Annotated in this window: 17 protein-coding genes; 3 read left to right on the forward strand and 14 right to left on the reverse strand. The window is 60.6% G+C overall.

Annotated features, from left to right (window positions below):
- Positions 1-28: 28 nt before the first annotated feature.
- A complete protein-coding gene (locus PMI29_RS19015) occupies positions 29-1,894 on the forward strand; it encodes a bifunctional O-antigen ligase/aminoglycoside phosphotransferase family protein (protein WP_007996571.1) in 1,866 nt (621 codons plus the stop codon).
- Positions 1,891-3,114, forward strand: coding sequence for an acyltransferase family protein (locus PMI29_RS19010; protein ID WP_007996572.1), 1,224 nt, complete (start codon positions 1,891-1,893; stop codon positions 3,112-3,114). Before PMI29_RS19015 ends, PMI29_RS19010 begins: the two co-directional genes overlap by 4 nt.
- 69 nt (positions 3,115-3,183) lie before the next feature.
- Here the strand turns inward: PMI29_RS19010 and PMI29_RS19005 are convergent, their stop codons facing one another.
- The 14 genes from PMI29_RS19005 to glnE all read right to left on the reverse strand — a co-directional run bounded on the left by PMI29_RS19005 (position 3,184) and on the right by glnE (position 20,946).
- Positions 3,184-4,068: a glycosyltransferase gene (locus PMI29_RS19005; protein WP_007996573.1), complete on the reverse strand. Its 885-nt coding sequence runs from the start codon at positions 4,066-4,068 to the stop codon at positions 3,184-3,186.
- Positions 4,065-5,219: a glycosyltransferase family 4 protein gene (locus PMI29_RS19000; RefSeq protein ID WP_007996574.1), complete on the reverse strand. Its 1,155-nt coding sequence runs from the start codon at positions 5,217-5,219 to the stop codon at positions 4,065-4,067. The genes PMI29_RS19005 and PMI29_RS19000 overlap by 4 nt, the downstream gene beginning before the upstream one ends.
- Complete coding sequence (locus PMI29_RS18995) at positions 5,216-6,658, reverse strand: PIG-L deacetylase family protein (protein ID WP_007996575.1); 1,443 nt, start codon at positions 6,656-6,658, stop codon at positions 5,216-5,218. Before PMI29_RS18995 ends, PMI29_RS19000 begins: the two co-directional genes overlap by 4 nt.
- Before the next feature lie 8 nt (positions 6,659-6,666).
- Complete coding sequence (locus tag PMI29_RS18990; RefSeq protein WP_007996577.1) at positions 6,667-7,563, reverse strand: antimicrobial resistance protein Mig-14; 897 nt, start codon at positions 7,561-7,563, stop codon at positions 6,667-6,669.
- Positions 7,563-8,693 (reverse strand): glycosyltransferase, encoded by a 1,131-nt coding sequence (locus PMI29_RS18985; RefSeq protein WP_007996579.1) that lies wholly within the window; start codon positions 8,691-8,693, stop codon positions 7,563-7,565. Before PMI29_RS18985 ends, PMI29_RS18990 begins: the two co-directional genes overlap by 1 nt.
- Positions 8,677-10,434, reverse strand: coding sequence for a carbamoyltransferase family protein (locus PMI29_RS18980; RefSeq protein WP_007996581.1), 1,758 nt, complete (start codon positions 10,432-10,434; stop codon positions 8,677-8,679). Before PMI29_RS18980 ends, PMI29_RS18985 begins: the two co-directional genes overlap by 17 nt.
- A gap of 305 nt (positions 10,435-10,739) precedes the next feature.
- Positions 10,740-12,191: a lipopolysaccharide kinase InaA family protein gene (locus tag PMI29_RS18975; protein WP_007996583.1), complete on the reverse strand. Its 1,452-nt coding sequence runs from the start codon at positions 12,189-12,191 to the stop codon at positions 10,740-10,742.
- Positions 12,191-12,943, reverse strand: a complete 753-nt coding sequence (locus PMI29_RS18970; RefSeq protein WP_007996584.1) for a lipopolysaccharide kinase InaA family protein — start codon at positions 12,941-12,943, stop codon at positions 12,191-12,193. Before PMI29_RS18970 ends, PMI29_RS18975 begins: the two co-directional genes overlap by 1 nt.
- On the reverse strand, positions 12,940-13,674 hold the full coding sequence (locus PMI29_RS18965; protein ID WP_007996586.1) for a lipopolysaccharide kinase InaA family protein: 735 nt from the start codon (positions 13,672-13,674) through the stop codon (positions 12,940-12,942). Before PMI29_RS18965 ends, PMI29_RS18970 begins: the two co-directional genes overlap by 4 nt.
- The gene (rfaP, locus tag PMI29_RS18960; protein WP_007996587.1) at positions 13,674-14,480 is read right to left on the reverse strand and encodes a lipopolysaccharide core heptose(I) kinase RfaP; all 807 of its coding nucleotides are present in this window, start codon (positions 14,478-14,480) and stop codon (positions 13,674-13,676) included. The genes PMI29_RS18965 and rfaP overlap by 1 nt, the downstream gene beginning before the upstream one ends.
- A complete protein-coding gene (locus PMI29_RS18955) occupies positions 14,481-15,602 on the reverse strand; it encodes a glycosyltransferase family 4 protein (protein WP_007996588.1) in 1,122 nt (373 codons plus the stop codon).
- Complete coding sequence (gene waaC / locus PMI29_RS18950; protein WP_007996590.1) at positions 15,602-16,663, reverse strand: lipopolysaccharide heptosyltransferase I; 1,062 nt, start codon at positions 16,661-16,663, stop codon at positions 15,602-15,604. Before waaC ends, PMI29_RS18955 begins: the two co-directional genes overlap by 1 nt.
- 1 nt (position 16,664) lies before the next feature.
- A complete protein-coding gene (waaF, locus tag PMI29_RS18945) occupies positions 16,665-17,699 on the reverse strand; it encodes a lipopolysaccharide heptosyltransferase II (RefSeq protein WP_007996591.1) in 1,035 nt (344 codons plus the stop codon).
- 307 nt (positions 17,700-18,006) lie between these two features.
- Positions 18,007-20,946 carry a bifunctional [glutamate--ammonia ligase]-adenylyl-L-tyrosine phosphorylase/[glutamate--ammonia-ligase] adenylyltransferase gene (gene glnE, locus PMI29_RS18940; RefSeq protein WP_007996592.1) on the reverse strand — a complete coding sequence of 980 codons (2,940 nt, stop codon included), beginning with the start codon at positions 20,944-20,946 and terminating at the stop codon, positions 18,007-18,009.
- A gap of 383 nt (positions 20,947-21,329) precedes the next feature.
- Here glnE and aceE point away from each other — a divergent pair.
- Positions 21,330-23,185: pyruvate dehydrogenase (acetyl-transferring), homodimeric type (gene aceE / locus PMI29_RS18935; RefSeq protein WP_007996593.1), on the forward strand; the 1,856-nt coding region annotated here is incomplete at its 3' end.

Below are 23,185 nucleotides of genomic sequence, written 5' to 3' on the forward strand. Positions count from 1 at the left end.
CGCTCAATTCAGGAATAAGTTACTCAGCATGCAATTAAACGCTTTGAACAGCACGTCCAATAGAATCTTCGATTTCATTTGTCTGTGGATCCTTCCGCTCGGTTATCTATTGCTGCTTTGTGCGCTGTTTTTCCTGCCAGGGCGCAGTGTCCTTCACAAGCTTTACTATGGCCTGTTCAGCATTCCGGCACTGATTGCTCTGTGCCTGCGTCCACGGCTCAGCAAAGAATTGCTGCACGAACCGGTCGTCATTGCAGTCCTGCTGTTTTTGGCATGGGCACTGCTCAGCCTGTGCTGGGGGCCAGGCGACGACATCGAGTTTGGTCAGTTCAAACCCTCATTGCATACCCTGTTTCTGTTCGTCGGCTGCTACCTGCTGGTGCGCTATCGCAGCGAATTCATTCAGCCCCTGCTGTTCTGCGCCGCGACGGTCGCGCTGATCGCTTCCGTCTACAACCTGTACAGGTTCGGCCAGACTTACCAACCGGAAATGCGCCTGATCGGTGTAGGCGCGTTCGACAATCCACTGCTCAGCTCCCACGTTTTCGGCTTTTTCTGTACCTACTGGCTGAGCCTGAGCATGACCTGCAAGCGACGCCAGGTACTTTGGTTGAGCATACCGGCGATGGCGATCATGTTCGCCACAGTGCTGGCCACCGGCTCCAGGACCCCGCTGGTTGCGTTGACACTGGCTGCACTGTGGCTGTGCTTCATCTGCTGGAACCGACGCTCGGTCTTCATGCTTGGCTCCATGTTCATCGCGGGAACGGCGACGTTCGTGCTGTTTGCACACAAAATCTTCGAAAGAGGCAGCTCCTTCCGTATCGAGCTCTGGCAGTTGACCCTGGACAAGATTGCTGAACATCCATGGATCGGACACGGCTACAACGCCGAGCTGACCCTGGACCCAGGTGTCGGCTACCCCTTTGAGGAACCCCATAGCTTTGTCCTGGGCGTACTCTACTACGTCGGCATTATCGGTCTGCTGCCATGGCTGTTCTTCCTCGCGAGGGGCTTCATCAGTAGCCGGCGCCATCGCGTGCAACCGCTGTTTATCATTGCCTCAGCCTGGCTGGCCTTCGGTATTGGCGCGAGCCTGACTGAAGGTGGCGGGATTATCTCTCGCCCCAAGGAGCACTGGTTCCTGCTGTGGATCCCCTTGGCACTGATTGCCGCACTGAGCATCAATCAGCGGGCCAGACGCCTGCTGGACATGCCGATCAAGACCATGACACCAAGTGCCCTGCAACTACTGATTGCCGAGGCCCGGATCATCGAAGAAGACGGTTTGGGCCCTAAAGTCCTGCGCCTGAACGATGGCAGCTTCCTCAAGCTGTTCCGCCGCCGCCGCTGGTACACCTCGGGCAGCTTCACACCTTATTCCGAGCGCTTTGCCGCCAACAGTGTTCAGTTGCGCAACATGGGCATCCCCACACCGCACATCCTCGACCTCTACCGGTTCGAAGACGGCAGCACCGCTGTGCACTACTCTCCGTTGCCGGGCAACACGCTGCGCCAGATCCTGCAAGGCATCACCGCCCCGGCGGTGCGCCAGGCACTCGTGGAACGTTTCGGCAAGTTCATGGCTCAATTGCATCAGCAAGGGGTCTACTTCCGCTCCCTGCACCTGGGTAATGTGCTGGTGCTGGAGGACGGCGAGTTCGGCCTGATCGACCTGGCCGACCTGCGAATATACCCTTCATCATTGAGCCCTTCCCTGCGTCGGCGGAATCTGCGCCATATGCAGCGCTACGCAGAAGATCGGCACTGGCTGTTCGAGGATCACTTCGAAGCGCTGCTGCAGGGATACGCCGCGACGGCTTCGAAAGCCGACGTGGATAATTTGCACAGGCAAGTGCTGGCCGGGAGCCCTCCGGCCCCGGCTCACCGATGAAAGAAACCAACCCGCTTATCGCGATGACGGCCTACCTGCTCGCCATCGCGACCGCTGCGCTGCTGTTGCGCACCGTACCGAGCATCAGCCGACAGCTGGGGCACTCTGGTGAAAGCCGCTATGCCGGCATCGACGGCTTGCGCGGGTACCTGGCCTTCGGCGTGTTCGTGCACCACGCAATCATTACCTGGATCTTCCTGCAAACCGGCGTGATCGATTTTCCGCCGAGCAATTTCTATTCGCAGCTCGGCCAAGGCAGCGTTGCCCTGTTTTTCATGATCACCGGCTTTCTGTTCTGGGACCGCTTGCTCACCCACGGACGGAAACACGACTGGCTGGCGTTTGCGGTATCGCGGCTGTTTCGCCTCTACCCACTCTATCTGCCGCTGATGTTGGCCGTGTTTGTCACCGTGTTCTATCTGCAAGACTGGGAACTCAAGGATCCCGCGTCCCAGCTCATTGGCCAGACCCTGGCCTGGCTGACCTTCGACCGACCGGACGTCAACCAGTACCATCAGACCGGCATGTTGATCTCCAATGTTACCTGGACGCTGAGTTACGAGGTGTTTTTCTACCTGGCCCTGCCACTGGTCGCCACGGCGTTCATTTATCGCGGCGGCTGGATGTCGACGGTGCTGTGCCTGGTGGGCATCTATGCCCTTTACGAGGTGGTCGGCTGGGAACACTCGCTGAAAAAGCACTACATGGCCAGTTTCCTCGGCGGCATCGCTGCGGCGTACTGGATTCGCCGGCCACAATGGGTCGCCTGGAGCCTGTCTCCACTGGCGGGCATCATCGCCCTGCTCGCATTGGCGATCGCCTTCACGGCATTCAACCGCGCATTCAACCTGGGAGCACTGCTGCTGCTTTCACTGTTTTTTGTGATTGTGGCGTCTGGCAATACCTTGTTCGGCGCCCTGAAGCCACACAGCATCCGCTGGTTGGGGGAAATCAGCTACAGCACGTATTTGCTGCACGGTTTCGTGCTTTGGGTACTGGTACAGCGACTGCCACTGCTGTTGCATCTCGACAGTCGGGAAGCCTGGGTCTTCCTGCCGTTGCTGGCAGTGTGCAGCTGCCTGCTGATCATCATCAGCAGCCTGACTTACCTGTATATCGAAAAACCCGGGATCGACGCCGGCAAGAAAACCCTGCACTGGCTACGCCAAAACAGGAATGCCCGCAAAGCGCTCTCGGAGAATATGGTTCAACAACCCTGAGCAATCGCCGGGGCAAGTCCCGCGGATCTGTCATGCCGTCCCGATATTCTTTTGAGTCCCGCCTGCGGCTCAGTCTTTCTCCAACCGTGAGAAATACATCCGGCCCAGCCCACGCCAGGTCTTCTTGTTCCAGGCCTTGAACGGAATCTGCGCCAGCAACTCCCGCGCCAGCTTGCGATCACGGTTGGCGGTCTTGAGGAACATGGAATTGAGAAACTTGTAGCGCACCTCGTCATACAGCGGGTGATCGCTGAATAGCGCGTAGGTACGCAGGATGCTGTCGATCATGAAGCGGTGGTTCTTGTAGGAGTTGGTGGCGTGCTTGCGATAGCGCGCCATCAACACGTTCAGACCATCGATGAAGTAACCGGCATGGGTCACCTTCAACTCGATCAGCAAGTCTTCCAGGCGAATGGTCGGGTCGAAACCGCCCACCTTGTCCAGCGCTTCGCGACGGATCATCAGGGTGGGTGCCGGAGGATAGGGCTTGCGCTCCAGGAACATGTCGTCAAAGTCCAGGCGGCGGAACGGGACATCCCGGCGCTGGCGCTTCTCGGGGTAGAGATTGCCATCGGCATCGATCAGCTCGATATTGCCGGCGCAAATGCCGACCTCGGGCTTGCCGTCCATATGGGCAACCTGCGTGGCGATCCGCTCCGGCAACATGATGTCATCCGAACCGAACGGCACGATCAGACTGCCCTTTGCCCGGGCAATCGCACCATTGAGAGTATTGGTCAGCCCCTGGTTCTCCTGAACCCGGAAGTCGAAACCATGGATGGCCTGCAACGCCTTGATCCGCTCGACGCTATCGTCTTTCGAGCCATCGTCGACCACCAGCAACTCAATGTTCCGATAGGTCTGGTTGAGGACGCTGAGAATGCTTTCCTCGATGTAAGGGGCGTGGTTATACGACGCGATGATGACCGTGACGATGGGTTGCGCGTCGTTCATGGCTGTTCCTTGCGGGCCTGTTCCAGGCCGGAGTCGATCAGGTTCAGGTATTCCTGGCGGAAGACCTCGATGTCATGGTGTTGTTGCAGATAACGGAAGGCCTGCTCGCCCTTGGCCTTGAGCTCGTCATCCGACAGCCCGAGGTAGGTGTCCAGCGCAGCCTGCAGCGTCGGCACATCCTTCGGCGTAATCGCCAGGCCACCGGCCCCCTCGATGAGCGGCAACATGGCCGGCACGTTCGAGGCAATCACCGGCAAATGCCCGCTCATGCCTTCTAGCAGCGCCAGCCCGAGGCCTTCGGCCAGGGATGGCATGGTCCAGATGTCGAAAGCGCGAATGTACTGCAGGGCGATTTCCTTGAACCCCAGCAAATGGGCACGACCGCTGAGGCCGAGGCGGTCGATTTCCGCAGCCAGGCGCGACTCTTCGCGACCGGCACCGATGATCGCCAGCTGGGTGTTCGGGTATTTGTCCTTGAGTGCGGCAAAGGCCTGCAGCAAATAGATATGGCCCTTGACCGGCACCAGTCGCCCCAACGCACCGATCAACCGCACCGACGGATCGATGCCCAGCATTTCACGGGCCTTTTCACGACTGTGTTGCAGGCCTTCGGCTTGCTCGATGTCGATGGCATTGGTGATGGCGTAGGTATTCTGGTCAGTGAAGCCGCAGTCGCAGTCCAGCAGATACTGTTTTACCGCAGGCGACACACCAACGAAGCGCCAGTGACGATCGATCAGGCGCTGGGTCTGGCGGCGCCGGTAAAAACGGTCGTACTCGCCAAAGCCGTGGGAAATGCCGATGCACAGCGGCACTTTCAACCAGCGGTTGAGTGCCAGCATCATGTTGACCGGTTTGAAGCGGTTGCAGATCACCACATCGAATTTTTCCCGACGGCAGAACTGATACAGCCGCCACATGGCCCGCAGGCGCATGCCCTTGAGGGACTTGTCGGAAAATTCGAAGTACACCGAACGGTCGGCTCGGCTCACCGCTTCGCCCGGCCCGGGTTTGCCACGCAAAAACGCGGCAGTCACTTCATAGCGGTCACTGGGCAGGGCCTTGACGATTTGCTCCGCGAGGTCGGCAAAATCATGGGCTTTGACATTGTAGTCAGGCTGCAGCTGCAGGACCTTTAACCGCTGACTCATAACTCTCCCCGCTGAGAAACATTGCCTGGTGTGTGCTTGAGGGACCACAAAAGCTCGTGGCGCCGGACTGCCTTGCGAAAGAACTCATTCTCGCCATAGGTGGGCGGCAACCGGCCGGCCAACAACCGTTGTATCAACCGACGCAAGCGACGCTTGAACGGCATCTGCGGTTGCAGGTCGTGCATCATGCCCAGCGCCATGGCTTTGTCTCGCTGTTGTTCCAGCGGTATCGGCAGGCAATAAGGCTGCATCGGTTGGGCCGCGTCGAAGGCCGGCGGCAAGGCGATGCCATCACCGGTATCGCCCATCGGCCAGCGGTCGTTGTCGTGCAAGTGGTTGGCATAGCCCAGCAGCGTGGTCGGTTGCCAGTCCAGGCCTTGCAAGGCTTCGAGGACTGCTGCCTGGGCGCAGATATGATCGGGATGCGGATCCAGGGTCGGGTGCGGCAGGACGATGACCTCGGGCCGGGCCCGCAGCAGCAACTCGCGCAGATCCGCCAGCAGATTGTTCCAGGTCGGCGCGCCATCGGCATCGCCCGGTAGCACGAAAGGATTCAACTGGCGGAACAGCCGGGTGTCGCTCAGGTCGGCTTCCCGCGATCCCGCCGCCACGGCTGGCGCGGCCTGCATGCTCGCCAGTTGCAGACAGAAATAACCCAGCTGTACGCAGTGAGCCTCGGGCACACCGGCCCAACGCGGCACGGCAATGCTGTCCCAGGTACGCAGGCGGCCTTTCAAGCGGGCCGCATCGACCTTGTTCAGACCCATCTGCCGATAGTGTTCGGCTTCGATTTCACCGGCGGTCAGTGTGACGATCCAGGTTTCGTCGGCCTGGCTGTACAAACCGTAGGCCGCCAGCTCGGCGTCATCGGCGTGGGGCGCGATGACCATCACCCGCTGACGCCGGTAATCCGGATGCTCGAACGCCCACAGCACAGGCTCGCCGAGCACGCGACAGAAACGCCCTCGCAAGCGCAGGTCACCACGGGACAGCGCCTGGGCCTGACCACTGAGATTGAGGTAACGCAGGCCGTTTACGCCCCGCTCGAAGGTTTGCCGGTCAGGATTTTCGCCCCCCGCCAACTCGACCACCGGATCGATAAACCGCCCCAGCCAGGTGCTTTTTACCCGCAGGGCCAACACCAGCGTCGCGTCATCGACCAGCATCACGCCCTCGTCCAGCCGCAAATGTTCACCGCTCAGGTGCACCTTGGGCTGTGGCGTGTAGGGGGGAAAGTTGTACAGGTAATCGTCTTTCGGTGAGTAGAACAGATGATCTGCAAACCAGGCTTCGTGGGCAATCCAGCCGAGAACCGCCAGCACCAGCGGCAACCACCAGGCCACCAGCACACCGATGACAATCAACAGCACCAGCGCAATCAACAGGCCGATACGTTTATTGCGCCGATGGCGCTTGAGCAGTTGCTGTTTGCGGCTCATGGCTTGGCTCATACGGTGAAGACCGGCACAGGGTTGCACCAGCGATCCTTGTATTCACGGTCGGCGCGCCCGAAGGAAAAGCGCAACGGTTTGTCCTGTGCCCGGGCATGTTCCCAGGCGCTTTGCGTATTGAGAAAACTCAGCACGCTGCCGGGGCTGAACTCACGGGTTTCGGGATCGACCCCACCGTTGATGTACTCGACGCTGATCCAGTGCGGTGTTTCGACGCGGTACACCAGTTGAATCGCAATCGGTGCATCGTTGAGGAAAATCACCGAACCGATCAGCCATTCGCGCAGCAGCTCGATGACCTCGGCCATGCGTTCGGCGCCCGTCGCCGGGAAGCCCCAGCGGCGCTGGAACAGGTCGCAGTAAATCGCCGCCAGATCGAAGCTGGAAAACTCGGACACCGGCCGCACCACGCCACCGGCCTCTTCAAGCAGGCGCAATTCGCGGCGCTGGTTGTAGCGAAACTTTTTCGACAGTTCTTCGGGTGTGCGGGCCATGGCCAATTGTTCGGTCTGCAACCTGATGCCGGTGAACCGCCCCTCGTTCAACGCCGACAGATACCGTGCACGATGGCGCAAAGGCGCCTGGGCATCGGCAGCGGCCGGCAGGATGATCTCGGCGTTACCCAGATCGAACAACCCTTTCTTGCCGCGACGCTTGAGTACGTCCTTGGACAAGGCCAGGTCGCGGCCCCAGGTCGGGATCGCCGCCTTGATCTCGCCAGCCTGCACCCAGGCCAGGTAACGCACAGGAATGTCGGCCAGTTTCGCCAGCCGCTCGACCACCATGGGATGAGTCGCGACGCTGCCGCCATAACGCTGCCAGGTTTCGGCGTAAGTCGAGGCGTCGACTACCGCCCAGCCACGCTCGCGCCAGCCTTGAAATCGGTTGAGCATCAGCCCCTCTGTGCCAGTTCGGTAACGTGCGGCAAGTGCCAGAAAGCATCGCGCACGGCGCGGTCGGAAAAGCGTTCGCGCAGGCGCTCGAGCATCAACTCGGCACACTGTCGGCGTTGCTGCTCATCCATGGCGGCCAGATGTTGCAGCCCCTTCGCCAGATGTTCGGCATCGCCCAACGGAAACAGGATACCCACGCCTTCGACCACTTCCTTCGCTCCGCCGCAGGCGGTGGCCAGCAACGGTACACCGGCGGCCATGGCCTCCAGCAGCACCATGCCGAACGGTTCGTGATCGGAACTCAAGGCGAACACATCGAAGGCGCGGAAGTAGTTGCGCGCATCCGGCACCTGCCCAAGAAACAGCACCCGGTCACCGATGCCCAGTTCCCGGGCCAAAGCCTTGAGGTTTTCTTCCAGACGCCCTTTACCGAGAATCACCAGCTGGCTGTTGGCCGGCAACTGCGGCAACGCTTCGGCGAAACCGTGCAGCAGCGTGGCCTGGTCCTTGTCCGGATGCAGCCGTCCGACGTTGCCGACGATCCAGGCATCCGCCGCCAGACCGAGGGTTTCCCGGGCCTCGCGAGCCGACACCTGCGTGGCTTGCAAGGCATCGACGTCGATGCGGTTGTACAACGTCTGAATTCGCGAAGCCGGCCACTTCGGCAGGCAACTGCGCATGTCGTCGCGCACCGCGTCGGACACACCCAGCAGGCTCAAACGCTTGCGGAATGTATGGGCGAACAGTTTGCGGCTGCCGCGCTTGTAGTCTTCAAACCCGTGATGCACGCCAATGACCGGCAACGACGTACCGAGCAAAGCGATATAGATCGGTTTGAAGCGGTGAGCGATGCAGAAACTGAAGTTGCGCGACGCGGCGATCTTGCGCAGATCGCCGATGGCTCCCAGCTTCAGGCCACGAATGGCCTTGGAGCTGTACTCCATGAACAGCACTTCATCGGAGGCACAGCTCGCGGCGACTTCGGCATCGGCGACCCCGGTGAGGAACACCGTGGTCACTCGATAACCGGTCCCCGCGAACAGGCTGGCGTACTGCCGTGCGCAGTCCAGGAACGGCCCGTCATAGCCGTGGCAGAACTGCAGCACATGACGTTCAGCCGAACGTGTCATAGGCGTTCGCGCCCTCTTTGACCACCAGGATGTCTTCCATGATCAGATACTGTAGATCCGAACCGAAGAACATGTTCAGCGCATCGGTCGGCGAGCAGATCATCGGTTCGCCGCGACGGTTGAGCGAGGTATTGAGCGAAACGCCGTTGCCGGTGAGCACTTCCAGCGCTTTCATCATGTCGTAGTAGCGCGGGTTGTATTCGCGCTTGAGCACCTGGGCACGGGAGGTGCCGTCTTCGTGGACGACTTCCGGCACGCGGGTTTTCCATTCTTCCGCCACTTCGAAGGTGAAGGTCATGAACGGAGCCGGGTGATCGATCTTGATCATCTGCGGCGCCACGGTGTCGAGCATCGACGGGCAGAAAGGCCTCCAGCGCTCGCGGAACTTGATCTGGTGGTTGATGCGATCCGCCACGCCCGGCACGCTCGGGCAGCCGATGATCGAGCGACCGCCCAATGCACGCGGACCGAACTCCATGCGGCCCTGGAACCAGGCCACCGGGTTGCCGTCGACCATGATCTTGGCGATCTGCTCCGGCATGTTGTCGAGCTTGCGCCAGGTTGGCTTATTCTCGTGACGGGCGCACGCAGCGATAACATCTTCGTTGCTGTACGACGGGCCGAGGTAGACGTGTTCCATCTTCTCGACCGGTACGCCACGGGCGTGGGACACATAGGCTGCCGCGCCCACCGCGGTACCGGCGTCGCCGGATGCAGGCTGTACGAACAGTTCTTTGACGTCGTCGCGGGCGATGATTTTCTGGTTCAGCTTGACGTTCAACGCACAGCCACCGGCGTAGGCCAGTTTGCCGGTTTCCTTGAGCACGTCGCCCAGGTAGTAGTCGATCATCTGCAGCGCAATTTTTTCGAACAGCGCTTGAATGCTCGCGGCGTAGTGGATGTAAGGCTCGTCGGCGATGTCGCCTTCGCGCTTGGGACCCAGCCACTCGATCAGCTTCGGCGAGAAGTAGTAACCCTTGCCCTTCTCTTTATAGCGACGCAGGCCGATGACGTTGGCGTAGTCGGTGTTGATCACCAGCTCGCCGTTTTCGAACGAAGCCAGGCGCGAGAAATCGTATTTGCTGGCGTCACCATACGGCGCCATGCCCATGACCTTGAACTCACCGTCGAGCATATCGAAACCGAGGAACTCGGTGATCGCGCCGTACAGGCCGCCGAGGGAGTCCGGATCGAAGAATTCCTTGATCTTGTGGATCTTGCCGTTTTCGCCATAACCGAAGAAGGTCGTGGCGTACTCGCCCTTGCCGTCGATGCCCAGGATCGCGGTTTTCTCTTTGAAACCGGAGCAGTGATAAGCGCTGGAGGCGTGGGCCAGGTGGTGTTCGACCGGCTCGATCTTGATCTTCTTCGGATCAAAACCCAGTTGCTCCAGGCACCAGACGATCTTGTTGCGATAGCGCTTGTAGCGACGGTTGCCCATCAGGATCGCGTCGAGTGCACGGTCCGGGGCGTACCAGTAACGCTTGGCGTACTGCCAGCGGGCCTTGCCGAACAGGCTGATCGGAGCGAATGGGATCGCTACTACGTCAACGTCGGACGGCTTGATGCCAGCCTGTTCCAGGCAGAATTTCGCCGATTCGTAGGGCATGCGGTTCTTTGCATGTTTATCGCGTACGAAGCGCTCCTCTTCAGCCGCCGCGACCAGCTTGCCGTCGATATACAGGGCTGCGGAAGGATCATGGCTAAGGGCGCCGGACAGGCCAAGAATCGTCAATGCCACAGGGGTCTAGCCTCTTTAGTCTGCATACAGGCGCAAGCGCCTCAAAAATTAATGTGCCCTCGCAAGGGGCGAGAGACAGCTAAAGGGCGGGATTATAGCGTAAAAGCAGCGGCAAGCCTCTAGCCGCAAGAGGCAAGCTCTTGGGCGCCCATAAAATCCGGGACACTGGCCAATCATGGGTTGACGGGTAGTCCGCCATCGCGAGCAAGCTCGCTCCCACAGTGGTTCTTGGCCGCACACAAAATATGTGCGACATAGACCCAATGTAGGAGCGAGCTTGCTCGCGAAAGGACCAAAGGTCCGATTCAGGTCGCGCTGGAGAGGTCCTTGGGAAGACGCTGATCGATGACCTGATACAGCGCACTGCTTTCAGGCCAATTGCGCATGAACCGCGCGCGGTCCCTTGCGTACGCCGGGGCGAAGCTGCCGAGGGAGCCGTGCTGGCACATCGCGTCGAGGTCGATCAACGCCCAACGGTCCTGCTGCCAGAACAGGTTATGCCCCTTGAAGTCGCCATGGCTGATGCGTTCGCGAATCAACTCGGCAAACAGATGGTCCAGCGCCGCCAGCTCGGCTTCCGGTGCATCGCCACGCTCAACATACGGCGCAAAACGTTCGATGATGTCCGGCCCCGGCAGATACTCGGTGATCAAGTAGGCACGGCTGCGCAGCCATAGAAAACGCTTCTCCAGCAACGCCAGCGGCTTGGGCGTGGCAATCCCGAGGAACGCCAGGCGGTTACCTTCACGCCATGAATGCCAGGCCCGGCTCGGGCGCCAGAAACGCTTGAGCCAGTGGGCAAAACCCTTGATGTTGTAGCGCTTGATCACCAGCGTACGGCCATCCACCTCGACCTTGCCAACGCTCGCCGCACCGCCGGTCTTGTACAGATGCCCCTGATCGAGCAAGGCGTCGGCCCGCTCCAGCACCGGCACCATCGACGACTCTTCCTCGCGGCGGATCGCCCGCAATCCGAAGGCCCCGCGCTGGACGCTGAACAGCGTGCACTCGCGGCCGACCTTGATCAGGAAGTCCTTGAGGCGCCAGCTGCGGACCTTGTCGATCTGCTTCTGCAACGCTTCCATGGGCAACGCGTGTTCGCCATTGCTGAGCAGGTAATACACCAGCAACTCTTCAATGAAGAGTTCCAGCGACTTCGGCAACTGGGCGAAGAACACCCCGAGGTTTTCCAGGACTTTCTGCCGCGACAGCGGCTGCCCCGGCGTTTCGGAGCAAATCCCGGCGCCGTCGATCAAGTACAGTCGACCACGCTGACGCAGCAGGTTGTCCAGGTGCAGGTCTTCCTGCCACAGTCCTTTGCGGTGCATTTGACCGATTGCGCCCAACGCCTCGGCCAGCACCGCCCCTTGCCCATCGGACAGTACCGGTTGCTGCTCAACCTGCTTCCAGGTATCACCCAGGCTTTCGGCGCCCTCCAGAAACTCGAACAGCAGCCAGCCACCCTCGCCTTCTTTCAGGCCATCGGCCAACAGCTGCGGCGTGGTCAATCCTTGAGCGGCAAGCAAGCGCACGCCATCCAGTTCACGCTGGAAGTGCCGCGCAGCCTTGCTGCCGACCAGCAACTTGGCCAACACCGGCCGACCACGCCAGACACCAGCACCGACATAACGCTGCCCCGGCAACACCCGCAACAGGCTCAGCAGTTGTAAATCGGCGCGGCCGGCAGCATCGGCCAGCGATATGCTCAGCGGCAAAACCGGATTGCGGCCGGCGGACTTCAATTCAGACAATTGCATCAGCGCGGCCTCTTCTGGCTGCGCCGCGCCGTCAAGCGCTGCAGCCAGCTGTCGATCAATGAGCTTTCCTGCGGTTGATCCAGATAGGCGGCCAGTAATTCCCGCAGTTGCGACTCGCCCCACTCGGACGCACGGCGCGTCAGCGGTTCCAGGTCCTTGATTCGGTCACGCTGCCCGTACAGCAGCGGCCGGGTCTTTTCCAGGTCGATCAATTGCGCCTGATAGCCGTTGCCGGTGGCGCGCAAGAAAATGTGCTTGGGATAGAAGCAACCGTGCACCTGTCGTGCAGCGTGCAGATGCCGGGCCAGCTCACCACTGGCCTTGAGGATTTCCGAGTGCTGCTCGGGGCTCAATTCATCCCAGCGTTGCAACAGCGAGTCGAGGTCGTCCCAACCATCCAGGGCACGGGTCAGCAGGATCGCCCGGACTTCGCCACCGACCTTGCGCTCACCGTAAAAAACCGCTTCCAGCGCCGGAATCCCCAGTTTCTGGTAGTGGGAGATGTTGCGAAACTCGCGTGCAAAACTTGGCTCGCCGAACGGTGCGCGCAAGGTGCGGGTCAGGTAATTGCTTTGGCGTTTGAGGTAGAAACCATGACCTTCCAGATCCAGCCGAAACACGCTGCTCCAGCCGCCGCGACCGGTGTTGGGTTCATCCACCGCATCGAGCTGCTTGGCCCAGAGTGCCTCGAACGTGCCGAGACCATGGCGCTCAAGCAGCGCACGGTCCTCAGCAGCCAGAAAATCAGTCATTCGCGCCCCTCGAAAAATCTCACCACGTGCCGGATGCGTTTTTTGTCCGCAGCATTGAGCCGGGTCCGGTTGCGGTATTGCAGGTAAAAGCGCAGGCGCTGGGTCGCCGACAGTTGATACTTGGCGACCTTGTCCAGGCACGCCAGATCCTTGGTGATGCGGTACTTGAGCCAGAAGCCGCGCCAGAAATCGCCATTGGGGCAGTCGATCAAAAACACTCGAGCCTCATCGTCGATCAGCAAGTTGCGCCACTTCAAATCGTTATGAGTGAAGCGGTGGTCGTGCATCGTCCGGGTGTATTGGGCGAGCTGACGACTGATGGTATCGACCCAGGCGCGATCCGAAAGTTTCGGGTCGCGTCGCTCGGCCAGCGCCGACAAGTCTTCGGTATTCGGCAGTTCCCGGGTAATCATCGCGCCGCGAGCGTAGGCCGCACCGCGCCGTTCCAGCCCCCAGGCCACCACTTCGGCAGTGGGGATGCCCCACTTGGCGAAGCGCTTGAGGTTCTGCCATTCCATCTTCACCCGAGGCTTGCCGAGGTAACGACGCAAGCCTTTGCCAGCGCCCACATACCGTTTGACATAATAGTTGACGCCATTGCGCTCGACACGGATGACCTCCGAAAGCAGGTCACTGGTCAATTGCTCGCCCTGCAATGCAAACACAGCCTCGAGGCTGCCGAAGTCATCGGCCAGGTCGCTGTAGGCCGGTTCCAGTCTCCAACCCGACATCAGAGCGCATCCCCGTATCGCTGTTTACGCTCATAGAGCTTGTTGGCCTTGCCGTCGAGCCACGCCAGCAAAGCCGCCTCTTCACTCAGGATCTGACGCAGCGGCTGCTGGAAATAGCCTTTGAGGAAACGCAGCTTGTCGCGGCGGGTCAGGCCGATATCCAGCGCCGAAAAGTACAGCGCGGCAAGGTCCTTGTTGCGCCAGCGCGAGGTGATCGCCTGGCGGGTCTGGGCGCGGTGCAGGTCGATTACCGAGAGTTTGAAGTCATCGGCGGTCACCGGCTTGTCGGTGTGCAGCAGGAAATGGCAGATGTAGCAGTCGCGGTGGTTGACCCCGGCGCGGTGCATCATGCCGGTCATGCGTGCGACTTCGGCGATCAGCGCACGCTTGAGCTTTGGCTCGGGCGGCTGCTTGATCCAGTTGATGCTGAAATCTTCGAGGCTGACCGTAGGCGCCAGTTCTTCGGTGACGATGAATGAGTGCTGGTCGGCCGGGTTGCTGCCCCTCTCGCCGTACGCCACGGCGGTCATGGTAGGCACGCCGACTTCCTGCAGGCGCTGGATGGCCCTCCACTCTTGACCCGCGCCCAGTACAGGAAGCTTGGCAGTGAGCAGGTTCTTGAAGATTTCGCCCCAGCCGATGCCACGGTGGATTTTCACGAAAAACCCGTTGCCGTCGACTTCCGTGCGTAATGTCCGGCGTGCTTCCAGCTCGCGGTACACCTCGCCCTCAAGCCCCTCGACTTCGGCGAACGGGTCGCGTCCGGCCCAGAGGCTTTTGAACGGTTCAGCCAGCATCAACTTCATTTAAGCGTGCTCCGCCAGAATCACATCGGCCGCGTGCTGCGGCATGCTGTAGAGGTCGGCCGTTTCGGCGAAGGCCAGACCATTGCGGCTCCAGGCCGCCCTTGCCAGAGCGTCGTTCAACATGCCGGTCAGGTACTGCGTCAGTTGTGCCTGATCGAACGGTTCGTCCAGCACCAGGCCCGCATCGGCCTCGGCGATGTAATGGGCGTAACCGCACACCGCGCTCACCAGTACCGGCAAGCCGGCAACCAGTGCTTCGAGCAGCACGGTGCCGGTATTTTCGTTGTACGCCGGGTGGATCAACAGATCGGCACCCAACAGGAAACGCGGGATATCGCTGCGCCCCTTGAGGAACGTAACGTTGTCGCCCAGCCCCAATGTCGCACTCTGCATCTGGAATAACTTGGGGTCATCCTGGCCAATTACAAACAACCGGGTGCGCTTCTTCAACTCGGCAGGCAATGCCGCCAGTGCCTTGAGGCTGCGATCGACACCCTTGGTCTTGAACCCGGAGCCGATCTGCACCAGCAGCAGTTCGTCGTCCTTGAGGTCGAATTCCGCGCGGAACCCTGCACGAATTTCATCGGCATCGGCCGGCCGGCGACGATCCTGGGCAATGCCCGGCGGCAGCAGGTGGAAACGCTCCAGCGGTGTGTCGTAATGCTTGATGAACAACGGCTGTTGGACCTCGGAAATCATCAACACTTCGGTCTTGGCGTCCTTGGCGAACACCGCCCGCTCGTACTCGGCGAAGTGGCGATAGCGGCCCCAGCGGCGATACAGCGAATTGCGCAGGTTCTGCGCCTTGTCTTCGAAGCAGCCATCGGCGGCGTAGTAGACGTCCAGGCCCGGCATCTTGTTGAAGCCGATCAGGCGATCGACCGGGCGCTTGGCCAGGTCCGCTTCCATCCACTCGCTGAGCTTTTCGTTGCGCCGATGGTTGAAGAACGCCTTGACCGGCGCCACCAGCACTTCGAAGCCCGGTGGTACGTCGCCCTCCCAGATCAGCGTGTAGACGCGAATCTGATGGCCGCGCTTCTGGCACTCCAGGGCGATGCGCATGAAATCGCGCTGCAGACCGCCGAACGGGAAATATTTGTACAGGACAAATGCCAATTGCATCAGCGCAGCTCCTCAGCCATTAACAACGTGCTCAGTCGGCTGGCGACACGCTCGGGATTCAGTCGCGTGAAGCACAATGGCCACTCGCGTTTCAGGTCAAACTGACGGGCATCTTCGGCCGTCGGTTGGTAAGTGCATTTCTTTTGCAGGCACGGCGCACAGGGGAAGTCGCTGGCCAGGTGAATCTGCGATTTGCCATAGGCACCGGTCAGGCCCGGATTGGTTGGGCCGAACAGCGACAGCGTCGGCACATCCAGCGCGGCGGCCAGATGACCAAGACCGGTGTCCACGGCCACACAGGCTTGCGCGCCGGCCAGCACCTTGCCGACACCCGCCAGGTTCAATTTTGGCAACACTTCGGCGTGCTTGAAACCCGCGGCGATGCGCTCGGCGCGGGCTTTCTCCAGGGCATTGCCCCAAGGCAACTTCACCCCTACGCCAAGGTAACCGACCCGCTCGGTCAGCTCGCGCCAATAGGCTTCAGGCCAGTGCTTGGTATCCCAGGTGGTGCCATGCAGAAACACCACATAAGGATTCTTGCGCGGCAATTCCACCAGGCGCTCGACATTCAAACCGTAGTCGCCCAGGCCATTGGGCAAGTCATAGCCCAAAGCGATAGCGAACAACTGACGCACTCGCTCCACCGCGTGCTGCCCGCGGGCAACAGCCAGACGTCGATTGTAAAAGCGCGCCGCGATGGGCTCGCGCGCCGAGCTCTTATCGAGGCCGGCCACCGGAGCCTTGACGTAACGGGTCAGCCAGGCGCTTTTCAGCAAGCCCTGGGCGTCGATCACCAAGTCGTATTTCGTGGAGCGAACGCTTTGTTTGAAGCGCTTCCATTCACCGCTCTTGATGGTCTGCCAGATGTTTTTGCGCCAGCGACGGATCGCCACTGGAATCACTTTGCCCACCGCTGGATGCCAGGTCGGGATCTCGGCAAAGCCTTCTTCCACCACCCAGTCGAATTTGATGCCGGGAATCGCCCGCGCTGCATCGGTCAACGCCGGCAACGCGTGAATGACGTCGCCCAGCGAAGAAGTCTTGATCAACAGAACCCGCAAGCTATTTGACCTCGACCACAGTGCCTTGCAACCGCTGCAAGGCTTCGTTCACGGCCTGCGGCATGAGCTGGCGCAGGCAGTTGTAATGGCCGAAACGGCAGGTGCGGTCGAAGCATGGGCTGCATTCGATGCCCAGGCGTACGATTTCGACATGCTCGGCCAACGGTGGCGTGAAACCCGGCGACGTCGACCCGTAGACCGCGACCAGCGGGCGGTTCAGCGCGGCAGCGACGTGCATCAGGCCGGAGTCGTTGGACACCACAGAATCTGCACAGGACATCAAGTCGATGGCTTCGGCCAGCGAGGTGCCGCCACTGAGGTTCACTGACTCTTCACGCAGACCGGGAATCAACCGCGCGCGGATGTCTTCACCCACGGCATGGTCGTTTTTCGAACCGAACAGCCAGACTTGCCAGCCTTCGCGGATCTTCGTTTCGGCAACCTTGGCATAATGCTCGGACGGCCAGCGCTTGGACTCGCCAAACTCGGCGCCGGGGCACAGGACCAACACCGGACGGTCGAGGGCCAGACCGAATTTGGCCAGCGCAGCTTCGCGGGTAACCGGGTCGATCTGCAGCGTCGGACGCGGATAGGGTTTTGGCAATTCAACGCCCGGCTCGTAAGCCAGGGCCATGAAGCGTTCGATCATCAGCGGGTAACGATCTTTATCCAGCGTGCGCACGTCATTGAGCAGGCCATAGCGGAACTCGCCACGCCAGCCGGTGCGTTTCGGGATGCCGGCAAAGAACGGCACCAGCGCCGATTTCAGGGAATTGGGCAGCAGGATCGCCTGGTCGTACTGGCCGGCCAGGGATTTGCCGATGCGCCGACGCGTCGCCAGCTCCAGGACACCGTGACCGAGCGGAAAGCTCAAGGCCTGGCGAACTTCGGGCATGCGCTCAAGAATCGGCCGGCTCCATTCGGGGGCCAGCACGTCGATTTCGCATTGCGGGTGGCGTTGCTTCAGACACTGGAAAAGTGTCTGCGCCATCACCATGTCACCGACCCAACTGGGCCCAACGATCAGAATTTTCATGTGGTTTCCATAAACGAACCGGGGAGGCCTACGCCTCCCCGCCTCGAAAATCACTGTGGAAGCGCTCTGCTCGCGATGGGGTCATCACCTTCAACATTGCTGTCGACTGTCACTCCGCTATCGCGAGCAGGCTCGCTCCCACATTGGGTATTGGTGTACCTCGATCTGCCTGACACCGCAGATCTACTGTGGGAGCGGGCTTGCTCGCGATGAGGGCGTCACATCCGAACATCAATGGTGACTGTGCCTCCGCTATCGCGAGCAAGCTCGCTCCCACAGGGGTATCGGGCGTATCAAAAATCCCGTGTCAGTTTAGCCCCAGCTCACGCCAGATCCGCATGACCTGCTGCCGTTCGTCCGTGAACTGGTCGCCCGGAATCACCCCGGGGTCCTTCTGCAAGGCCTGCCGGTGGGCGGCGGAACGGTACGCTTTATACGCTTCACGCAACAGGCTGGCATCTTCGACGGGCATCAGCCCTTCATGCTCCAGCTCTTCCAGAATGCGGATGTTATCCGTCCAGCGCAGCAATGGCGGGTGTGTTTCGGACCACGCCAGGGCCGCGTATTGCACCATAAATTCAATATCGACGATACCTCCGGCGTCCTGCTTGATATCGAACGGCGCCGTGGCTTCGAAGGCATTTGCCCCGGTGCCGGCCGCGGTGCTCTTGCTGCCGAGGTTATCGCGCATCTTGGCGCGCATCTCGCTGACCTCCTGGCGCAGGGTCGGTAGATCACGTGTTTTGCCCAATATCGAAGCGCGGACTTTCTCGAATGCCTGGCCGACATCCTGACTGCCCACCAGCACTCGCGCCCGCACCAGCGCCTGATGCTCCCAGGTCCAGGCCTCGTTCTCCTGATAACGGGCAAACGCCCCCAGGGAACTCACCAGCAACCCCGACGCACCGGACGGCCGCAGACGCATGTCCACTTCGTACAACTGACCGGAGTTGGTCTGCGCCGTCAGCAAGTGAATGATCCGTTGCCCCAGCCGGGTGAAAAATTGCGCACCATCGATGGGTTTCGGCCCATCGGTTTCAGCCTGCGGATCGCCGTCGTGGATGAACACCAGGTCCAGGTCCGAACCATGCCCGAGTTCCAGGCCACCGACTTTCCCATAACCGACAATGATGAAGCCGGGATCGCACAAGGTGCCATCGGTGCGCAGCGGCGTGCCGTACTTGGCCACGGTCTGGCGCCAGGCCAGTGCCAGCACTTGTTCCAGGATCGCTTCGGCGAGCCAGGTCAGGTAATCGCTGACTTTCATCAGCGGCAGGCTGCCGGCGATTTCCGAAGCGGCCACCCGCAAGCGGTGCGCCAGCTTGAAGTGGCGCAGGGCTTCCATTTGCTGTTCGAGGTCGTCCTCGGGAATCCGCGTCAGGCGCTCGCGCAACTCGGCTGCCAGCTCCGGCGCCAGTGGCGGCTTGAACAAGCGGCCTTCGTTGAGCAATTCGTCGAGCAGCAGAGGGAAACGGGTGATTTGCTCGGCAATCCACGGGCTCGCCGCGCACAGCGTCAGCAAACGCCGCAACGCACCGGGGTTCTCGGTCAGCAGTACCAGGTATGCGGAACGACGGGCCACGGCCTCAACCAGCGGCAACACCCGTTCCAGCACCAGATCCGGATTGGCATGTTCCACGGCCTGCGCCAGCAACCGCGGAATAAATGCATCGAGACGTTCGCGTCCCAGACGCTGCATCGCCCGCAATTGCGGACTGCTGCGCAAGCCAGCCAAGGCTTTCAAGGCCTTTGGCGCATCCTTGAAACCACCCTCTTCCAGTTGGCGGCAAGCGGCCTCATCGTCCTGAGCCTCCTCCCATAGCGGCAACCACTCGCCGCCGACCACCACTTCGCTTTCGGCGCCCTGCTCTTCGTCGGGATCGGCGATCACCTGCCCGAAGTGCCAGGCCACGCGGCCGCGCCAATACATCAATTGTTCGTGGAAGGCCGTCCAGTTGGCGAAACCCAGCATATAGGCAATACGCGCCTGATCCTGCTCGCCATCGGGCAACATTTGCGTCTGGCGGTCGGCAATCGCCTGAATCGCGTGTTCGGTGTAACGCAGGAATTCGTAGCCTTCGCGCAGCTCGCTGATCACGGCTGGCGGCAGGTAACCCTGACCTTCCAATGTGCCCAGCACCTTTAATAGTGGGCGCTGTTGCAAGCTCAAATCGCGGCCGCCGTGGATCAGCTGGAACGCCTGGGCAATGAACTCGACCTCGCGAATTCCGCCGGAACCGAGCTTGATGTTGTCGGCCATGCCCTTGCGCCGCACTTCCTGCTGAATCAGCTGCTTCATGGTGCGCAGCGCTTCGATGGCCGAAAAGTCCAGATAACGCCGGTAAACGAACGGTCGCAGCATGTCCTGCAGTTGCGCGCCGGCCACCTGGTCGCCGGCCACCACCCGCGACTTGATCATCGCGTAGCGTTCCCAGTCGCGACCCTGGTCCTGGTAATACTGTTCCAGCGCATTGAAGCTCAGCACCAGCGCACCCGCCGAACCGTAGGGACGCAAGCGCATGTCGACGCGAAACACAAAGCCGTCGACGGTCATCGGGTCCAGGGCCTTGATCAGCCGCTGGCCCAGACGAATGAAGAACTCCTGGTTATCCAATGGACGCTTTGCGCCGACGGTTTCGCCGCCCTCGGGGTAGGCGAAAATCAGGTCGATGTCCGAGGACAGGTTCAGCTCCACTGCGCCGAGCTTGCCCATGCCGAGGATGACCATCTGCTGCGGCTCGCCGCTGCGCCGCCCGGTCGGCACGCCGAACTGCTGGCAATGCCTCGTGTACAACCATTGGTAAGCCAGATCGATGCTGGCATCGGCCATGTCCGAGAGGTCGCGGCAGGTTTGGACCAGATCAGCCTGGCGGGTCAGGTCGCGCCAGATGATCCGCACCTGGTGGCGCGCACGCTGACGGCGCAAGGCGCGGCCAAGCTGATCGTCGGTCTCGGCCGCGCTCACTGCGGCGGCAATCTGCCCGCACAACTCACCGGGAGCGAAGCGGCGGTCCAGTTCGCCGGACCGAACCAGCTCCAGCAACATCAAAGGGTCACGAACACACTGTTCAATCACGAAATCGCTGGCGGCGGTGACGCGGGCAAATTGTGCCCAGCGCTCAGGCGTCCAGGCAGACAACCCGTGGTCGTCACCCAAAGCGGCGACGGCAGCCCGGAATGATTGCTCGGCGCGGGTGACAAACGGCTGAAGAATGACGGGCAGTTCGGCAAGCGAAGGGAGGCTCATGGTCTATCCTTGATCGGCGTACAACGGACTGCATGTAGTGGTTTTCGAAAACCCACTACCTGAGGGACTGTCGAACAAAAGTTAGAAATAGCTGAAATTTCTTTAATTTTGGCAGCCAGCATCAAGCTTTTACCTTTAGTAGTTGGAAAAAGACCAACCTTAACGATTATTCTCACAACGCAGCCGGGGGCCACAAGCCGCTCATCTGTAGTTTTACTACTCGTATATACATTAGCCGGGCTGAAATGCCGGAAGATTTGTAGTAAAACTACACGCCGCCGGAACAACCTGTCGGCAATCCAAGAATTCATAACGTCTGCCCACAAGGCCAGTCGCTAACTCAGGCAACCGATTCTGGTAGCCTTTCCGCCCTGGAGCAAGCCATGCAAGACCTCGATCCCGTCGAAACCCAGGAATGGCTGGACGCCCTGGAATCGGTTCTCGACAAAGAAGGCGAAGACCGTGCTCACTATCTGATGACCCGTATGGGTGAACTCGCGACCCGCAGCGGTTCGCAGTTGCCTTACGCCATCACCACGCCTTACCGCAACACGATCCCCGTTACCCACGAAGCACGCATGCCTGGCGACCTGTTCATGGAACGCCGCATTCGCTCGCTGGTACGCTGGAACGCGATGGCCATGGTAATGCGTACCAACCTGAAAGATTCTGACCTCGGCGGTCACATCTCCAGCTTCGCTTCCAGTGCGACCCTGTATGACATCGGCTTCAACTACTTCTTCCAGGCCCCGAGCGACGAACACGGCGGCGACCTGATCTACTTCCAGGGCCACACCTCGCCAGGCGTTTACGCCCGTGCATTCATGGAAGGCCGCATCACCGAAGACCAGATGAACAACTTCCGCCAGGAAGTCGACGGTCAGGGCCTGTCGTCCTACCCGCACCCTTGGCTGATGCCTGACTTCTGGCAGTTCCCGACCGTATCCATGGGTCTGGGTCCGATCCAGGCGATCTACCAGGCTCGCTTCATGAAGTACCTGGAACACCGTGGCTTTATCCAGCCAGGCAAGCAGAAAGTCTGGTGCTTCCTGGGCGACGGCGAGTGCGACGAGCCGGAATCCCTGGGCGCGATCTCCCTGGCCGGCCGCGAGAAGCTGGACAACCTGATCTTCGTCATCAACTGCAACCTGCAGCGCCTCGACGGCCCGGTTCGCGGCAACGGCAAGATCATCCAGGAACTCGAAGGCGTGTTCCGCGGTGCTCAGTGGAACGTGACCAAAGTCATCTGGGGCCGTTTCTGGGACCCACTGCTGGCCAAGGACGTCGACGGCATCCTGCAACGCCGCATGGACGAAGTCATCGACGGCGAGTACCAGAACTACAAGGCCAAAGACGGCGCGTTCGTGCGTGAACACTTCTTCAACACGCCGGAACTCAAGGCGATGGTTGAAGACCTGTCCGACGACGAGATCTGGAAGCTCAACCGTGGCGGCCACGACCCGTACAAGGTCTACGCGGCGTACCACGAAGCGGTCAACCACAAAGAACAACCGACCGTCATCCTGGCCAAGACCATCAAGGGTTATGGCACCGGTGCAGGCGAAGCGAAAAACACTGCGCACAACACCAAGAAAGTCGATGTCGACAGCCTGAAGTTGTTCCGCGACCGCTTCGACATCCCGGTCAAGGACGACGAGCTGGAAAACCTGCCATTCTTCAAACCGGAAGAAGGCAGCGCCGAAGCCCGTTACCTGAGCGAGCGCCGTACCGCACTGGGCGGCTTCGTACCTCAGCGTCGCGCCAAGAGCTTCAACATCCCGACTCCGCCACTGGACACCCTCAAGGCGATCCTGGACGGCTCGGGCGACCGCGAAATCTCCACCACCATGGCCTTCGTGCGGATCCTCGCGCAACTGGTCAAGGACAAGGAAATCGGCCCGCGCATCGTGCCGATCATTCCGGACGAAGCCCGTACCTTCGGTATGGAAGGCATGTTCCGTCAGCTGGGCATCTACTCCTCCGTCGGCCAGCTCTACGAGCCAGTCGATAAAGACCAGGTGATGTTCTACAAGGAAGATCAGAAGGGTCAGATCCTCGAAGAAGGCATCAACGAAGCGGGCGCCATGAGCTCCTTCATCGCTGCCGGTACTTCGTACTCCAGCCACAACCAGCCGATGCTGCCGTTCTACATCTTCTACTCGATGTTCGGCTTCCAGCGTATCGGCGACCTGGCCTGGGCCGCTGGCGACAGCCGCACCCGTGGCTTCCTGATCGGCGG

The organism is Pseudomonas sp. GM49, assembly GCF_000282355.1.
Classification (GTDB): domain Bacteria; phylum Pseudomonadota; class Gammaproteobacteria; order Pseudomonadales; family Pseudomonadaceae; genus Aquipseudomonas.

What these genes read in the sequence shown, in the direction of transcription:
- PMI29_RS19015 (WP_007996571.1), top strand. Translation starts at nt 29, where the DNA reads ATGCAATTAAACGCTTTGAACAGCACGTCCAATAGAATCTTCGATTTC.
- PMI29_RS19010 (WP_007996572.1), top strand. Translation starts at nt 1,891, where the DNA reads ATGAAAGAAACCAACCCGCTTATCGCGATGACGGCCTACCTGCTCGCC.
- PMI29_RS19005 (WP_007996573.1), bottom strand. Translation starts at nt 4,068, where the DNA reads ATGAACGACGCGCAACCCATCGTCACGGTCATCATCGCGTCGTATAAC.
- PMI29_RS19000 (WP_007996574.1), bottom strand. Translation starts at nt 5,219, where the DNA reads ATGAGTCAGCGGTTAAAGGTCCTGCAGCTGCAGCCTGACTACAATGTC.
- PMI29_RS18995 (WP_007996575.1), bottom strand. Translation starts at nt 6,658, where the DNA reads ATGAGCCGCAAACAGCAACTGCTCAAGCGCCATCGGCGCAATAAACGT.
- PMI29_RS18990 (WP_007996577.1), bottom strand. Translation starts at nt 7,563, where the DNA reads ATGCTCAACCGATTTCAAGGCTGGCGCGAGCGTGGCTGGGCGGTAGTC.
- PMI29_RS18985 (WP_007996579.1), bottom strand. Translation starts at nt 8,693, where the DNA reads ATGACACGTTCGGCTGAACGTCATGTGCTGCAGTTCTGCCACGGCTAT.
- PMI29_RS18975 (WP_007996583.1), bottom strand. Translation starts at nt 12,191, where the DNA reads ATGCAATTGTCTGAATTGAAGTCCGCCGGCCGCAATCCGGTTTTGCCG.
- PMI29_RS18970 (WP_007996584.1), bottom strand. Translation starts at nt 12,943, where the DNA reads ATGACTGATTTTCTGGCTGCTGAGGACCGTGCGCTGCTTGAGCGCCAT.
- PMI29_RS18965 (WP_007996586.1), bottom strand. Translation starts at nt 13,674, where the DNA reads ATGTCGGGTTGGAGACTGGAACCGGCCTACAGCGACCTGGCCGATGAC.
- rfaP (WP_007996587.1), bottom strand. Translation starts at nt 14,480, where the DNA reads ATGAAGTTGATGCTGGCTGAACCGTTCAAAAGCCTCTGGGCCGGACGC.
- PMI29_RS18955 (WP_007996588.1), bottom strand. Translation starts at nt 15,602, where the DNA reads ATGCAATTGGCATTTGTCCTGTACAAATATTTCCCGTTCGGCGGTCTG.
- waaF (WP_007996591.1), bottom strand. Translation starts at nt 17,699, where the DNA reads ATGAAAATTCTGATCGTTGGGCCCAGTTGGGTCGGTGACATGGTGATG.
- glnE (WP_007996592.1), bottom strand. Translation starts at nt 20,946, where the DNA reads ATGAGCCTCCCTTCGCTTGCCGAACTGCCCGTCATTCTTCAGCCGTTT.